This window comes from Asanoa sp. NPDC049573, assembly GCF_040676615.1.
Lineage (GTDB): Bacteria > Actinomycetota > Actinomycetes > Mycobacteriales > Micromonosporaceae > Asanoa.
Genome location: NZ_JBFAPI010000017.1, coordinates 67,445 through 81,274, shown reverse-complemented (window position 1 = coordinate 81,274; position 13,830 = coordinate 67,445). Strand labels below are relative to the sequence as shown.

The following is a 13,830-nucleotide window of genomic DNA, read 5'->3' as shown; positions in this document are numbered from 1 at the left end:
GGTTATGGCGGCTTTGGACTATTTCGCGAACACCGACACGGTACGCATCTCGACGTCGCTGCGCACCGGCGGCGAGGTGCAGACCCCGATCTGGGCGGTCGTGGTCGAGGGGGTGCCTTACATCCGGAGCGGGTACGGGCCCGACTCGAAGTGGTATCGACGGGCGCACCGCTCGGGGCGGGCCACGTTCGTCGACGGCCCGCACCGGTATCCGGCGACGATCATCGACGTCGCCGACGAGCCGACCCTGGCCGCGGTGGACGCGGCCTACCGCGCCAAATACGCGGGCCAGAGCGGCGTGCGAGAGATGGTCACCGAAACCGCGCGCGACTGCACCATGCGGCTCGACCTAGCCTGATCCTCCAGCGATGACCGTCCACGGGTCCAGCGCAAGCCGCGCTGAGGCCGAGGTGGCGGTGGGCCACCGGTTCTGGCCCCCGGCAGCGAGACCTGCAGGCTCCGGGTCTGGGTTGAGGGCGACCGGGCGCGGAGGCCGAGGTGGCGGTGGGCCACCGTTCTGGCCCCCGGGCAACTAGACCTGCAGGCTCCGGGTCTGGGGTGAGGGCGACCGGGCGCGGAGGCCGCAGCGGAGCGCAGCGGAGCGGGCTCTGGCGGGAGCGACGGTCGTGCGCACCGCGGACCCGAGCCAGCAGGCTCTTGCTCCTGGATCTTGATCAGGGGCAGGGCGCCGGCGCGCGCAGGCCGGTGATCAGCATCTCGGCGAAGAGTTCCCACTTCTCGGTGCGGGCGATCGCCGCCGACAGCCCGCCCAGGATCGCCTGGAAGTCGCTGACGCTCAGGTCGTCGCGGATGGCTCCGGCGTCTCGGGCGCGGGCGAGCAACCGCTCGGTGCGCTCGCCGAGAATGCTCTCGATCGGGCAGCCGTTGTCGGGCAGGTCGCTGAACAGGTGACACAGGCCCGCGTCGCTGGCCATGTCTTCTGCCGTGCGGCGGACGAACCAGCCGAACGCGCCGGCCGGGTCGGGCATCGCCAGCGCCTCGTCGGCGATCTCGACGCGCTCGTCGATCCATCGCTGCGCCAACTCGGCGATCAAGGCCTGCTTGGTGGGGAAGTTGCGGTAGAGCGTGCCCACCCCCACGCCGGCCCGGCGCGCGATCTGCTCCATCTGCACGTCGGCGCCGTCTTCGGAGAAGGCGGCACGGGCGGCGTCGAGCACCCGGGCGCGGTTGCGGGCGGCGTCGCCGCGCATGGGCCGGGGAGCCCCGGCGAGCACCGGGCTGAGCATCTTCCCCCCGGTGGTGTGGGGGTCGGCTGTGGTGGTCATCACGCTGATCCTACCGAATCCGATTGACAACCGGAATCTTGGTTCCGTACTTTCGAAGCATACCGGAAGCGGAATTCGACTTCCACTTCAAACCTCGGGGGGAACGCGCAGATGAGTCGCGCGGAACAAGCAACACCGCACAAGACCCTCGCCCTGGCCTTGCTTGCGGTCACTCAGTTCGTCCTGGTCCTCGACGCGTCAATCGTCAACGTCGCGTTGCCGTCGATCGGCCGGGAGCTCCACTTCAACCAGGACTCGCTGTCCTGGGTCACCAACGCCTACACCCTGACGTTCGGCGGGTTCCTGCTGCTCGGCGGCCGGGTCAGCGACATCCTCGGCAGACGCCGGATGTTCATGGCCGGCCTCGGGCTCTTCGTCGTCGCCTCGTTCGTCGGTGCGCTGGCTCAGGCGCCGGCCATGCTGGTCACCGCCCGGGCCGCTCAGGGCCTCGGCGCAGCGCTGGTCGCACCGGCCGCGCTGTCCCTGCTCATGACCATCTTCCCGGCCGGCGCGGAACGGAACCGCGCGCTCGGTGTCTGGGGCGCGGTCGCCGGCGGCGGCGCTGCCGCGGGCTCGATTCTCGGCGGCGTGCTGACCGAATGGATCGGCTGGGAGGCCGTCCTCTGGGTCAACGTGCCGATCGGCGTCGTGGCGCTCGCTCTGGCACCACGCCTGCTGCCCGCCGCGCGGGACCGGGTCTCCGCTGCCGGTTTCGACGTAATGGGCGCGATCACCGTTACCGGCGGTCTAGCACTCGGCGTCTATGCGCTGGTCGACGGCAACAACGCCGGCTGGCTGTCGGCGCAGACCATCGCCTCCGCCGCGATCGCGATCGCCCTGCTGGCTGCGTTCGTGGTGATCGAATCGCGGGCCAAGCACCCGCTGGTGCCGATGCACATCTTCAAACAGCACACGCTGCGCAGCGCCAACCTGATCGCGCTCCTGGTGACCGGGTCGGTGTTCCCGATGTTCTTCGTGTTGACGCTGTTCATGCAGCAGGTCTGGGGCTACAGCCCGATCAAGGCGGGCTTCGGGCAGCTCCCGTTCGCGATCACGCTGATCGCGTTCGCCGGGTTGACCTCCCGCTGGGTCACCCGGCTCGGGTTCAAGACGCCGCTGCTGATCGGCATGCTGATCACCGCGGGGTCGCTGGTCTGGCTGTCGCTGCTGAGCGTGGGTGGCAGCTACTGGACCGAGCTGCTCGGGCCTTCGCTGCTGGCCGGCGTCGGTGGTGCGCTGATGTTCATCCCGGTCACGCTGGCCGCGACGGCCGGCGCCCGGCGGGACGAGGCCGGGCTCGCGTCCGGTCTGATCAACACCACCCAGCAGGTCGGTGGCTCGATCGGTCTGGCGATCACGGTCGCTATCGCGACCGCTGCCACCACGTCGTCGCTGACCAGCGGCAACGCACCCGGGGTGGCGGCCACCGACGGCTTCCAGGTCGCGCTGCTGGCCGGCGCGGGGCTGGCTGCCCTGGGCGCCATCTTCACTGCCTGGCTGCTGCCCGGCGTGAAGAACCAGCCGGCGCCGATCGACGAAGAGGCCGAGGAGCGCGAGGCGGTCACGGTCTGACGATCGGGGGAGCACGAAGGCCCGGAGGTCTTCGTGTCAGGGGAAATCGAGGGCCCGCACCGGTTCGGTGCGGGCCCTCGTGTCGCCGCGATCAGCCCGGATACTCCGTCAGCGTGCTCGTGCCGAACGAGCCGACGACCGGCGTACCGGCGTCGTTGATCGTGCGTTCGATGCCACCGCTGCCGTCGAGGAAGACGGTGATCATGTTGTGGAAACGCACCCCGGGCCGGTCCGGCACCTCGATGCCGCGCGCCGCCCGGATGTCGACGCCCTGGTTGAAGTAGGAGTAGACGCCCAGCCCCCACGCCTCGTGGCTGCGCACCGACGAACCGACCTTGTAGGACGCCCAACCGCTGCCGGTCGGGCTGTTCCAGGCCGCCTGGCTCGGCGGGTCGTAGGGCATCTCGCTCTGGTAGAAGATCGTCCGACCGCGCTCGCCGTTCCAGATCGTCTGCCACTTCTGGTAGTGCTCGACGAACAGGCCGTACGCCGTGACGTCGTCGCCGTTGACCACCACGCCGGTGTCGCCGGTGTTCTGCGTCCAGCCGACGCCGTTGCCGTGGTCGGCGCGCCACGCCCAGATGTTTTCCAGGATCGTGTCGTCGCTGTTGACCACCAGGCTGGTCGTCGCCCGGCCGACCCAGGGGCCGCCGACCCGGATGAACACGTCCTGCAGCGAGGTCGGGTTGCGCGAGTGGTCGGCCCGGCCGAACCGGGAGCCGACCTCGATCAGCGTGTCGGATTTGCGGGCACCGGCGTCGACCAGCACGCCGGCCACCTTGACGCCGTCGACGTCGGCGATCTTCAGCGCCGCCTCGCCGGTGTCGGGTGCCAGGCTGGGCATGCCCAGGCCGAGCACCACGGTGTTCTTGTGCAGCACCCGCAGCGGCCGGTCGAGGTGGTAGACGCCGGGGGTGAGCAGCAGGTTCTTGCCCAGCGCGAGGGCCAGGTTGATCCGCGCCGCGCTGTCGGTCGGCTTGGCGATGAAGAAGTCGTCGATGTCGATCGACGAACCGGGCTCGCTGCCGTCGGCCCACGTGGTGCCGGCCGTGTCGTGCTGGAGCGCCGGCACGAAGACCCGGTATTCGCCCTTCTCGTCGACGAAGAGATAGGGCTTCTCGCGACTGACCGGGCTGCTGGCCAGCGTCGTGTAGGGCGGGTTGGGGAAGCCGGTCGGCGGGGCGCCGGTGACGCCGGAGAAGACCTGGTTCCACACGCCGTTGGTCCACGCGTCACCGAGTTCGCTGTCCCGCGTCAGCCACTGCTGCTGCGAGCCGTTGATGGTGATGCCGTCCACCTTGGAGTTGGCGATGAAGCCACCGCTGGAGTAGCCCCCGTTGCCCGGCTCCAACCAGAGGATCCCCTTCACGTGTACGCGTCGCATCGGCGACGCCTGCGAGACCGCCCACTGGTTGGACCAGTCGGTCGGCGTCACCGTGAAGTTCTCGGCCGACCGCCAGAAGTTGGTCAGCGCCGAGACGCCGCCCGGCACGTTGGGGTTGACCTGGCCGACCACCCGCACCGCGCCGGTGATGTCGACGTCGGCCGGCGACCGGCCGAGCCCCGACACGGTGGTGTAGTAGCCGAGCCGGGCGTTGACGTCGTAGTGGCCGGGCTTGAAGAGCACCGCGTAGCGGTTGGTGCCCATCTCGTTCTTCTCTTGCTGCGCGAACAGTTCGTCGAACTTGGCCTGCATCTCGGCCGCGGGCGTGCTGGGGTCGTAGACGAAGACGTTCGGACCGAAGTCGGGCGCGCCGCGGTGAGCGGCGGCGCTGCCGGGCATGGCGAACACCCCGGCAGCCGTCAACGTGGCCGCGGTGGTGGCGGCTGCGAGGAGACGGACGGTTCTCATCGACCTGCCTAACGGGGACGGGAGTGAGAGAGCGCTCTCACGGATCGATCCGTTTCTACACGCCGACGAGGGTGTCGCGCTAGGTGCCTAGCGGTCAGATATCGGTGACGACCGGTGGCTGGTTGCCCTGGGCCCACGGCGGCGGGCCTTCGAAGCGCAGCGCGTGCACGTCGAAGAGGACCGCGTGCTGCACGCCGAGTGCCGGGCCGGCCATGCCCGCCATCCAGGTCAGGAACGGGCCGGGCTCGGGGCCCGCGCCGCCCAGGCCCTTGGTGTATTCGTCGTGTGCGGCCAGCGAGGCGATGCCGCGCTGCAGCGGCTCACCGGTGATGTCGACACCGTGGCTGGGCTTCTCGGCGCCGGCGAAGCAGACGTAGCGCACGCCGTTCCACGGCTCCAGGCCCTCGTCTTCGAGCTCCGGGAAGATCCAGCGGTTGCCGGCGTCCCGGGCCGCGTCGAGGGCGGCCAGGCCGACGGCCCGGTGGTCGGCCTGGTTGGTCATGCCGCCGATCATCCGGATCGAGAAAGCGCCGGACAGGATCACCTCGGGCTTGTGCCGGCGGATCGACCGGGTGATGTCGCGGCGCAGCGCGTTGCCGTATTCGACGACGCCGTCGCGGTGGTCGAGGAACTCGACGACCTTGACGCCCACCTCGGCCGCGCCGGCCCGCTCCTCCTGCTCGCGCAGCGGGGCGGCGTCTTCCGGGCGCATCGAGTCGATGCCCGCCTCGCCGCGGGTGGCCAGCAGGTAGGTCACCGTCTTGCCCTGGGAGGTCCACCGGGCGATGGCGGACGCGGTGCCGTATTCGATGTCGTCGGGGTGCGCGACCACAGCCATGGCCCGCTCCCAGTCTTCCGGCAGCGCCGGCAGCAGAACGTCAGTCACGGCCAAACCTTAGACCCGATCCGCGCGCGCGGAAGTCACCCGCGCGACGGTTCGACGCGGATGTGTGTCGACGTCAGGCCCAGGTGGGCCAGCGCCGCTCGCGGGCGCAGCCCTTTGGGAAGGGTCTCGAGGAAACCCCGCCAGATGCCGCGGTCGGTGGCGAGCGCCGCGAGATAGGCGACGCACAGCTCGGCCGTGATGAACAGGCGGCGGCCGTGTGAGGCGCGCATCGACTCGGTGATCCGCCGCTTCTCCTCCTCGGTGAGGCCGGGCCGCCCCGGAATCGCCGCGATGATCCGGTCGACCATGTCGCGCCGGTCATCCAGGAATGCCCGCCAGAAGGCGAGGTCAGCGTCGGCAACCGAGCCGCCGTCGTCGAGCAGGGCGTAGATCCCCTCGGCCAGGCAGTCGCCGAGTTCCTCGGCCCGCGCCCGCTCGGTCGTGCGGAACGGCTCGTAGGGCTCCTGCACCATCCGCCCGGTCACCGCCGTGCGGCTCAGGCCGTCTTCGTCGAGGAGGAAGAACCAGTCTTCGTTGTAGATGTCGGGGAAGAACGTCTTGGTGCGCCCGACCGGCACGACCATCGCGCCACCGCCGACGAATGTCTCCTGCGGAGCGCCGACCGCGCGCAGCGCGTGGCAGACCACCGAGTTGTCGGGGAACCCGTCGTTGCCGAGCCCGACCATGTTGAACCCGTCGAGTAGGCCCGCGGCGGCCCGCATGTCGTCGGGCCGCACCGACCGGATGTCGTCGTCGAGGAAGGCGATCCGGTCCCAGTCGAGCATCTTCGACAGGGCGAGCCCGATGTTGCGTTTCAGGCTGAGGTCGCCCTTGCGGCTGAACCGGGAGTCGGCGAGCAGCGCCGAGGTGGCGAACGCGGGCAGGTTGACCCGATTGGGCACGTCGGTCGCGATCAGATGCACGCCCATCTGCCGGGCCACCCGGTGCGCCGCGTCGGCGCTGGCCCGGATGCTGCACAGCGCGACAACGGGACATTGCAGCTCTCGGCCGAGGGCCAGTGCGAAGCGCAGGTAGGGGATCTGCCGCGCGGTGGGCACGATGATCGCGTCGAGCTTGTGCGTCGCGGGGTGGTGCTCGACCCGGGTCAGCAACTTGGCGTGCGACGGGTGATGCCGCGGCGCCGGCCGGGCCGGTGCGGGCACCGGCTGGGCTGCCAGTTGGATGCTCACGCGGACCACTCGTGCAGGATGTTGTCGGGGATCGTCCAGTCCGGTGTGACCACCTCACCGTTCACCACCCTGACCCGGGCCAGGATGCTGTAGGTCTGGCCCTGGGGGAAGCGCTGCCGAACGTGGTCCGCGTTGCGATCGCGGAAGCGTGTGTCGGTGAGCGCGCGCACCGCGCCGTAGACTCCCCGACCGAACATGCCGTTGCACACGGTGACGGTCCTCAAAGCGTTGTATGGGTTCTGGCCGCGACAGAAATGCGCGACGTCTTCGACCAGGATCCGGCGCCCGCCCTCTTTGCGCAGGGACGGCCGGTGCGACTCGGCCCGGCCTTCCCGCACCTCGAACGCGCCCTCGTCGTCTGCTTCGTCGGTCAGCCGGGTCTGCTGGCGGACCGGCACCCCCAGCGAGTCGAGGACATCGGCGATCAGCTCGTTGAAGTCGACGCCTCCCAGCAGGACCAGGTGGGTAGTGAGGTGGTCACTGGTGACCAACGAAGCGGGCATGAACCAGACGTCGCTCTTCGGGTTCGCCGCCCGAACGTGTCCGTGCAACTCGACCATCGAGTCCAGGTCGGTGTAGCTGTAGAGCGCGACGTAGTCCGGGCTCTCCGGGTCGGTGTAGGCCGGGTCGGCGCGCCGCTCCGCCGGGAGCTCGCCGCAGACGATCGTCACCGGCGCGCCATCGGGGAAATACCAAGGCCCGGCATCGGGCGGCCGGTTGTTCCACTTGTCGGGGATCACCGGTGTACCGCCGCGGTTGACGGCGGCCGCCCGCAGGCTCAGCAGCTCTTCCTCCAGTTGCTGCCGGTGGAGTTCCTCGTCGGGGGTCAGGTCGTTGCGCAGCCCGGCCCGGCCGTCGGAAATGGAGCGCGGGGTGGCGAAGAACCGGGCGTAGGCGGAGAGCCGCTCGGCGGGCGGCGGCTTGGGGCCGACCCGGCTCTCCCACGATGAGATCAACGGGACGCTGACCCCGAGTGCCCGAGCGAGTTGTGGCTGCTTGACCGGCTCGGGCCACTGGTGGAGGCGAAGGTCGCGCAGGCGCAGCGCCAGCGCTGTCGCCGCGTCGTCGTCAGCCATTGCCGTCTCCTTCAGACAACTTCAGCTAATCGCTGAAGTTGGCCGGCAGCGCAGATGGAGCCAAATGAATGCCGCATTCACGCCGATCGGTGCTGTCCGCAGCACGATAACACCTTGATTCAGCTCTATGCTGAAGTTTAAGCTGAAGATCCAACACGTTACTGAATCTTAACGAGAGGAGGTAAACGCGGGAGAAGCGTAGCAGGATCACTTTGGCTGTGACAGCGCGACAAAGAAACGAAGACACCCTCGGCGGCAACCGAGGGTGTCTGCAACGGCAAGCTCCTGCGGTCTGAAGCGAGGAGTCCGCTCATGTCCACGGTAACCGCTCTGTCCAATCTGGCCAAGGACTCGTTAGGGCCGGATCCGGGCCTAGGCACCATCCCCTTCTTCGCCGTCGTCATCGGGCTCGTGATGTTCGCGGCGGTCAAGCTCTTCGGGCAGGTCGGCGAGGCTTTCGTCAACGCCGTGCAACTGCTCCGCATCGCCATTGCCGCCCTCGGCACGGCCACTTTGCTGGTCGCCGCCGTGGTCGTAATGGCCGTCGTGGTGATTCGCGCATAACGCGGATCTGACACGACTTCACCTTTCCCCGGCACCATTGCCATGTGCAGATCCGGCCCGCGTCCGCTGAGGACATGCTCTATCTGGAGCGTGTCCTCGGCATCGAGCGGACGGCCTTCTACCGGCACCGGCTGAAACGCCAAGGGGTCGTGCTCGCCTCCTGGGAGGGCGAGGACCCGACCGGCGCGGTCTATGTGACCTGGGAACCCGCCGACGAAGACATCGTCCGCAAGCACCTGCCCGCGGTTCCCTTCGTGCATCGCCTGCACGTCGTCGACGGCCGCCGCAACAACGGGCACGGCCGGGCGCTGCTGCGGGAGGCGGAAGAACTCGACGAGGTGCGGATGGCCGGCCGGCTCGGCGCCGGCATCGACCTCGACAACGACCGGGTGATCGGCTGGTACGAGCGCCTCGGCTATCGCGAGTGGCCGCACGGGATCGTGGAGACCGTCAAGGAAGAGCATGAACCGGATGGCACCGTACAAATGGCGCCCGATCTGTGCCGGATCTTTGTCAAGGATCTCGATCCGGCCTGAGTGGGTAGGGTCGGCGGGTGCGAATCGGGGTTTTGCTGCTCCCTACCGATCCCTGGCCGGAGAGCGTGGCGTTGGCGCGGCGGATCGAGGAGATGGGCTATGACCATCTCTGGACCTACGACCACCTGTCCTGGCGGCGCTATCGCGACCGGCCGTGGCACGCCGCCATCCCGTGGCTGACCGGCATCGCGGCCAGGACGTCGCGGATCCGGCTCGGCACGATGGTGTCGTCGCCCAACTTCCGCCACCCGGTGACGCTGGCCAAGGAGGCGATGACCCTCGACCACGTCAGCGACGGGCGGCTGACCCTCGGCATCGGCGCGGGCGGCATCGGCTTCGACGCGACCGTGCTGGGCGGGTCGGTGCTCTCGCCCGGCGAGCGGGCGCGCCGCCTCGACGAGTTCGTCGGCGCCGTCGACACGCTGCTGCGCGAGCCGTCGGCCTCGCATTCGGGCGAGTTCTACACCGTCGACGACGCGCGCATGCTGCCCGGCTGCGTCCAGCGGCCCCGGCTGCCGCTGGCGGTCGCCGCCGGCGGGAAGCAGACCATGAAGACCGTCATCCGGTACGCCGACGCGTGGATCACCGAAGGCGACCCGGAGCGGATCCGGGTGAACGCCGACCGGCTGGACGAGTCGGGACGGACGATCGACCGGATCCTGCTCGCCGACAACGGCGAGGACCGGCCGCTCGCCAGCGTCGACGCGTTCATCGACCTGGTCGGCCGCTATCGGGAACTCGGCTTCACCGACCTGGTCTTCCACCACCCGCGGCCGGACGACCCGGTCTGGACCGACAACCCCGCGATGGTGGAGAAGATCGCCACCGAGGCGCTGCCGAAGCTCCGCTAGTCGGTCTCGACCTCTTCCAGGCGGCCGGTGGCGACGTCGAAGACGAAGCCGCGCACGTCGTCGCGGTGCGGCAACCACGGGCAACCGCGCACCACGGAGATCGACTTGCGGACCGTCAGCCGGATGTCGCTGAAGCCCGGCACGCTCCACTCCGGCGCGACGCCGGTGTCGGCCGTCAGCCGCCGGCGGAACGCGTCGTCGTCGAAGCCTTCCATCCCGCACTCGGTGTGGTGGATCACCACGACCTCGCGGGTGCCCAGGGAGTGCTGGCTGACCGCTAGCGAGCGGAGCACGTCTTCGGTCGGCAGCCCGCCCGCGTTGCGGATCAGGTGGGCGTCGCCGATCTGCAGGCCGAGGGCGCCGAACAGGTCCAACCGCGAGTCCATGCAGGCGACGACCGCGAGCCTTAGCTTGGGCCGTTGCGGTCGGGCGCCTTCGAACCGGGCGGAGTAGGCCTCATTGGCATGCAGGAGGTGGTCGATCGCGGACACAGGTGGAGTACAACATCCCTTCGAGCGCAGGGTCGACAACTTCCCGCAGTTTTGCCGCACAAGTCACGACCAAAGGCCCCAACCGGGCAGGCACCCCGGTTGGGGTTTCGTTGTCTAATCGACCGGCTTGCCGTTGGCGGTGAGGGTCACGTCGATGTTGCCGCGGGTGGCGTTCGAGTAGGGGCAGATGCTGTGCGCCGTGCGTACCAGATCGATGGCCTGCGTCTCGTCGCTGATCGAGGGGAGCGCCACGTCGAGTTCGACGGCCAGCGTGAAGCCGCCGGTGCCGGTGGGCAGCAGGCTGACCTTGGCGTCGATCTCGACGTCGTCGGCCTCGATCTTCGACCGGCGGGCCGCGCCGGCCAGCGCCGACTCGAAGCACGCGGCGTAGCCGACGGCGAACAGCTGCTCGGGGTTGGTGCCGCCGCCCTCGCCGCCCATCTCCACCGGCAGGCGGAGGTCGACCTCCAGGGCGCCGTCGGAGGTGCGACCGTGGCCGTGCGCGCGACCGCCGGCCACGTGCGCGTCGGCGGTGTAAAGAATCTTCGCCATACCGCCAAATTAGCGCGTGCCGCGCGGTCGGCGGGTTGCCCGGCGGAGCTGGAAGATCCGGGCCGCGAACGGGACCGAACAGATCAGCGCGCCACCGATGGCGGCCAGCAACAGGGCGACACCGAGCGGCATCGTGAAGTCGGCGGTCAGGAAGTGGATGCGCACGCTGTCGAGGTTCTGCAGCACGAAGACCAGGAGGAAGGCGAGCAGGATCACGCCGACCAGCAGGATGATCCACGAGATGCCGATCTTGGTGTGGCGCTTCTCGTCGGGCAGTGTGCCCTTGGTGGAAACGGACCGGCTCATGCGACCCACCTCATCCCATAACTACTTCTACCGTAGTCGCCCGTATCCGAAAAATCCGCATACAGGGGATGAGGGTTAGGACAATCGACCCTCATTGCCGCCTGCGCACGCCGACGCCACCGTCGCGTAGGCCGGCACCTGCTTGAGCAGGCCGACGACCCCGAGTAGCCGGCTCATGAACGGCGACGGCGCGGCGAGCGCGAGATAGCCGCCCTCGGCCGCGCACCGGCGGTGGGCGTCTAGGAAGGTGGACAGGCCCATCGAGTCGCAGAAGCCGAGCAGGGCCAGGTCGATGACGATGCGGCGGGTAGGGCGGTCGAGGAGTTCCTCGATCGCCGCCGCGAGCTCCGCCGCGGTGTCGACGCCGAGCTCACCGGCCAGCTTCACGACCGTCGCCCCGCCAGCCGGTGCCTCGGCGATTGAGATGCGCACGAGAATCCCCATTCTCGTCTTCCGTCAAACCGTAACTTCGCTCTAGGTCATACAACGGACAAGGAGTGCGTGTCTCGGATCACCATCAAATACCTCTGTCACGGAGGTAATTTGTGGAGATGACCGACGTCACTCACAGCGCGGAGGTAGTGGGCGAGTTGATGTCCATCACGGCTGCCTTACGCCGCCTCTCGCGGCGTCGCACGGCCGAAGCCGTCGCCGTGCCGCCGCTGCCCGAGGCGCAGCGGGAGCTGCTGTTCGTGGTCGCCAACCAGCCCGGCATCGGGATCGCCGGCGCCGCCCAGGCGCTCGACCTCGCCGGCAACTCGGTCAGCACCCTGGTCAACGCGCTGGTCGACCAGGGCCTGTTGCGGCGCGAGCCCGACCCGGCCGACCGGCGCGCCGCCCGCCTCACGCTGACCACTAAGGCACAGGAGCGGATGGCCGCCTGGCGGGCGGCCCGGGCCGCGCTGATCGGCCAGGCGCTCGACCGGGCCGCGCCCGAGGACCGGGCCGCCATCGCCGCCGCGCTGCCGGCCCTGCGCCGCCTGCTCGACCAGGTACGCACGGACGTGCTCGACACCGGGAGGGACCTATGACCGACGCGGCCGTCGACGTGCGCGACCTGCACTACAAGTTCGGCGAGACCAAGGCGGTCGACGGCGTCGACCTGACGGTCGAGCGGGGCGAGATCTTCGGCCTGCTCGGGCCCAACGGCGCCGGGAAGACCACCACCATCCGGGCGATCACCGCGCTGCTGCCCGTACCCGCTGATGTCATCTCGGTCTTCGGTCTCGACGTCGCGAAGCGGCGGATGTCGGTGCGCCGGCTGATCGGCTACGTCCCGCAGCAACTCTCCGCCGACGGCTCGCTCTCCGGACTGGAGAACGTGTCGCTGTTCGCGCGCCTGTTCGACGTGCCGCGCCGGCAGCGCAAGGCCAGGGTCAGCGAGTCGCTGGAGATGATGGGGCTGACCGACGCGGCCGGGCGGCTGGCCAAGACCTACTCGGGCGGCATGATCCGCCGGCTGGAGCTGGCCCAGGCGCTGGTCAGCTCGCCGCAGTTGCTGATCCTCGACGAGCCGACGATCGGCCTCGACCCGATCGCCCGGGGCAGCGTCTGGGACCGGATCGCCGCCGTCCGGGCCGAGACGGGCATGACCGTGCTGCTGACCACGCACTACATGGAAGAGGCCGAGCAGTCCTGCGACCGGGTCGGGCTGATGCACCGTGGCCGGCTCGGCAAGCTCGGCACACCGCGCGAGCTGATCGACGAGCTCGACGACCCGGAAGCCACGCTCGAAGACGTCTTCCGGGCTTACTCCGGCGGTTCGCTCGAAGAAGAACAGAAGGGACTGCGCGATGTCCGTGCCACTCGCCGCACCGCTGGCCGGCTCGGTTGACCTTGACCGGCGGATGAGCCCGCGGCTGATCCTGTCGCGGGTGGTCGCGCTGTGCGTCGTCGAGCTGCAGAAGCTCTCGCACGACCGCAGCGAGCTGGTCACCCGGGCCGTGCAGCCGGCGCTCTGGCTGGTCATCTTCGGCGTCACGTTCACCAAGCTGCACGCCATCCCGACCGGCGGAGTGCCGTACCTCGACTTCCTCGCGCCCGGCGTGCTGGCCCAGTCCGCGCTGTTCGTGTCGATCTTCTACGGCATCCAGATCATCTGGGAGCGCGACGCCGGCGTGCTGGCCAAGCTGATGGTCACCCCGACGCCACGGGCCGCGCTGGTCACCGGGAAGGCGTTCGCGGCCGGCGTACGCGGCCTGGCCCAGGCGGTCGTCGTGTACGCGATAGCGGAACTGCTCGGCGTGCGCTTCACCGTCAACCCGCTGCGGCTGCTCGGAGTGATCGTCGTGGTGCTGCTCGGCGCCGCGTTCTTCTGCTGCCTGTCGGTGACCATCGCCGGGCTGGTGCTGTCGCGGGACCGGATGATGGGCATCGGCCAGGCCATCATGATGCCGCTGTTCTTCGCCTCGAACGCGCTCTATCCGGTGTCGCTGATGCCCGGTTGGCTCCAGGTGGTCAACCACGTCAACCCGTTGAGCTACCAGGTCGAAGCGCTGCGTGGGCTGCTGATCGGCACGCCTGCCCGGCTGCCGCTGGACTTCGGCGTGCTGATCGTGGCGACCGCCGTGGGCATCGCGGCAGCATCCGGACTTTTGGCGCGTCTGGCGCGATAGCCGGCTCACACTCTGGGACTGCCGGCGGCCTTACGCACCCCTGTCCGGGTATT

17 protein-coding genes are annotated in these 13,830 nt (G+C 69.3%); 8 read left to right on the top strand and 9 right to left on the bottom strand.

The features are described from left to right. The first annotated feature begins 4 nt into the window (after positions 1-4). Entirely contained in the window at positions 5-358 is a 354-nt protein-coding gene (locus AB0J74_RS30350) for a DUF2255 family protein (protein WP_363453994.1), read from the top strand. Positions 359-674: 316 nt separating this feature from the next. Here the strand turns inward: AB0J74_RS30350 and AB0J74_RS30345 are convergent, their stop codons facing one another. Beyond that, positions 675-1,286 carry a helix-turn-helix domain-containing protein gene (locus AB0J74_RS30345; RefSeq protein ID WP_363453992.1) on the bottom strand — a complete coding sequence of 204 codons (612 nt, stop codon included), beginning with the start codon at positions 1,284-1,286 and terminating at the stop codon, positions 675-677. Between the two features lie 111 nt (positions 1,287-1,397). Between AB0J74_RS30345 and AB0J74_RS30340 the strand changes: the two genes are divergently transcribed. Continuing rightward, positions 1,398-2,858 carry an MFS transporter gene (locus AB0J74_RS30340; RefSeq protein WP_363453990.1) on the top strand — a complete coding sequence of 487 codons (1,461 nt, stop codon included), beginning with the start codon at positions 1,398-1,400 and terminating at the stop codon, positions 2,856-2,858. A 91-nt stretch (positions 2,859-2,949) separates the two neighbouring features. On the opposite strand, the gene AB0J74_RS30335 is transcribed toward AB0J74_RS30340, so the two are convergent. The 4 genes from AB0J74_RS30335 to AB0J74_RS30320 all read right to left on the bottom strand — a co-directional run bounded on the left by AB0J74_RS30335 (position 2,950) and on the right by AB0J74_RS30320 (position 7,862). Then, entirely contained in the window at positions 2,950-4,710 is a 1,761-nt protein-coding gene (locus AB0J74_RS30335; protein ID WP_363453988.1) for an adenylyl cyclase, read from the bottom strand. A gap of 94 nt (positions 4,711-4,804) precedes the next feature. Further along, complete coding sequence (locus AB0J74_RS30330; RefSeq protein ID WP_363453986.1) at positions 4,805-5,596, bottom strand: PIG-L deacetylase family protein; 792 nt, start codon at positions 5,594-5,596, stop codon at positions 4,805-4,807. A 35-nt stretch (positions 5,597-5,631) separates the two neighbouring features. Then, positions 5,632-6,786, bottom strand: a complete 1,155-nt coding sequence (locus tag AB0J74_RS30325) for a hypothetical protein (RefSeq protein WP_363453984.1) — start codon at positions 6,784-6,786, stop codon at positions 5,632-5,634. Further along, complete coding sequence (locus AB0J74_RS30320) at positions 6,783-7,862, bottom strand: helix-turn-helix transcriptional regulator (protein ID WP_363453982.1); 1,080 nt, start codon at positions 7,860-7,862, stop codon at positions 6,783-6,785. The genes AB0J74_RS30325 and AB0J74_RS30320 overlap by 4 nt, the downstream gene beginning before the upstream one ends. A gap of 312 nt (positions 7,863-8,174) precedes the next feature. Between AB0J74_RS30320 and AB0J74_RS30315 the strand changes: the two genes are divergently transcribed. The 3 genes from AB0J74_RS30315 to AB0J74_RS30305 are packed head-to-tail and all read left to right on the top strand — an operon-like array spanning position 8,175 to position 9,813. Then, complete coding sequence (locus tag AB0J74_RS30315) at positions 8,175-8,426, top strand: hypothetical protein (protein WP_363453980.1); 252 nt, start codon at positions 8,175-8,177, stop codon at positions 8,424-8,426. Between the two features lie 44 nt (positions 8,427-8,470). Then, positions 8,471-8,962 (top strand): GNAT family N-acetyltransferase, encoded by a 492-nt coding sequence (locus AB0J74_RS30310; protein WP_363453978.1) that lies wholly within the window; start codon positions 8,471-8,473, stop codon positions 8,960-8,962. 17 nt (positions 8,963-8,979) lie between these two features. After that, on the top strand, positions 8,980-9,813 hold the full coding sequence (locus tag AB0J74_RS30305) for an LLM class flavin-dependent oxidoreductase (RefSeq protein ID WP_363453976.1): 834 nt from the start codon (positions 8,980-8,982) through the stop codon (positions 9,811-9,813). On the opposite strand, the gene AB0J74_RS30300 is transcribed toward AB0J74_RS30305, so the two are convergent. The 4 genes from AB0J74_RS30300 to AB0J74_RS30285 form a co-directional block, all read right to left on the bottom strand. Further along, positions 9,810-10,304 carry a carbonic anhydrase gene (locus AB0J74_RS30300; protein ID WP_363453974.1) on the bottom strand — a complete coding sequence of 165 codons (495 nt, stop codon included), beginning with the start codon at positions 10,302-10,304 and terminating at the stop codon, positions 9,810-9,812. The genes AB0J74_RS30305 and AB0J74_RS30300 overlap by 4 nt on opposite strands. 114 nt (positions 10,305-10,418) lie before the next feature. After that, the gene (locus AB0J74_RS30295; protein ID WP_363453972.1) at positions 10,419-10,856 is read right to left on the bottom strand and encodes an organic hydroperoxide resistance protein; all 438 of its coding nucleotides are present in this window, start codon (positions 10,854-10,856) and stop codon (positions 10,419-10,421) included. 9 nt (positions 10,857-10,865) lie between these two features. Beyond that, complete coding sequence (locus AB0J74_RS30290; protein ID WP_363453970.1) at positions 10,866-11,162, bottom strand: lipopolysaccharide assembly protein LapA domain-containing protein; 297 nt, start codon at positions 11,160-11,162, stop codon at positions 10,866-10,868. 75 nt (positions 11,163-11,237) lie between these two features. Further along, the gene (locus AB0J74_RS30285; protein WP_363453968.1) at positions 11,238-11,594 is read right to left on the bottom strand and encodes an STAS domain-containing protein; all 357 of its coding nucleotides are present in this window, start codon (positions 11,592-11,594) and stop codon (positions 11,238-11,240) included. 119 nt (positions 11,595-11,713) lie between these two features. On the opposite strand from AB0J74_RS30285, the gene AB0J74_RS30280 reads away from it, so the two are divergent. Genes AB0J74_RS30280 through AB0J74_RS30270 form a run of 3 tightly spaced genes read left to right on the top strand, consistent with a single transcriptional unit; the run spans position 11,714 to position 13,777 of the window. Then, positions 11,714-12,193 carry a MarR family transcriptional regulator gene (locus AB0J74_RS30280; RefSeq protein ID WP_363453966.1) on the top strand — a complete coding sequence of 160 codons (480 nt, stop codon included), beginning with the start codon at positions 11,714-11,716 and terminating at the stop codon, positions 12,191-12,193. Beyond that, positions 12,190-12,996: an ATP-binding cassette domain-containing protein gene (locus tag AB0J74_RS30275; RefSeq protein ID WP_363453964.1), complete on the top strand. Its 807-nt coding sequence runs from the start codon at positions 12,190-12,192 to the stop codon at positions 12,994-12,996. The genes AB0J74_RS30280 and AB0J74_RS30275 overlap by 4 nt, the downstream gene beginning before the upstream one ends. Beyond that, the gene (locus tag AB0J74_RS30270) at positions 12,956-13,777 is read left to right on the top strand and encodes an ABC transporter permease (protein WP_363453962.1); all 822 of its coding nucleotides are present in this window, start codon (positions 12,956-12,958) and stop codon (positions 13,775-13,777) included. The genes AB0J74_RS30275 and AB0J74_RS30270 overlap by 41 nt, the downstream gene beginning before the upstream one ends. Positions 13,778-13,830: the final 53 nt, after the last annotated feature.

Bases quoted from the DNA above. Each gene is read 5' to 3' on its own strand.
- AB0J74_RS30335 (WP_363453988.1), bottom strand. From the start codon at position 4,710: ATGAGAACCGTCCGTCTCCTCGCAGCCGCCACCACCGCGGCCACGTTG.
- AB0J74_RS30315 (WP_363453980.1), top strand. From the start codon at position 8,175: ATGTCCACGGTAACCGCTCTGTCCAATCTGGCCAAGGACTCGTTAGGG.
- AB0J74_RS30275 (WP_363453964.1), top strand. From the start codon at position 12,190: ATGACCGACGCGGCCGTCGACGTGCGCGACCTGCACTACAAGTTCGGC.
- AB0J74_RS30280 (WP_363453966.1), top strand. From the start codon at position 11,714: ATGACCGACGTCACTCACAGCGCGGAGGTAGTGGGCGAGTTGATGTCC.
- AB0J74_RS30270 (WP_363453962.1), top strand. From the start codon at position 12,956: ATGTCCGTGCCACTCGCCGCACCGCTGGCCGGCTCGGTTGACCTTGAC.
- AB0J74_RS30295 (WP_363453972.1), bottom strand. From the start codon at position 10,856: ATGGCGAAGATTCTTTACACCGCCGACGCGCACGTGGCCGGCGGTCGC.
- AB0J74_RS30290 (WP_363453970.1), bottom strand. From the start codon at position 11,162: ATGAGCCGGTCCGTTTCCACCAAGGGCACACTGCCCGACGAGAAGCGC.
- AB0J74_RS30320 (WP_363453982.1), bottom strand. From the start codon at position 7,862: ATGGCTGACGACGACGCGGCGACAGCGCTGGCGCTGCGCCTGCGCGAC.
- AB0J74_RS30340 (WP_363453990.1), top strand. From the start codon at position 1,398: ATGAGTCGCGCGGAACAAGCAACACCGCACAAGACCCTCGCCCTGGCC.
- AB0J74_RS30345 (WP_363453992.1), bottom strand. From the start codon at position 1,286: ATGACCACCACAGCCGACCCCCACACCACCGGGGGGAAGATGCTCAGC.
- AB0J74_RS30350 (WP_363453994.1), top strand. From the start codon at position 5: ATGGCGGCTTTGGACTATTTCGCGAACACCGACACGGTACGCATCTCG.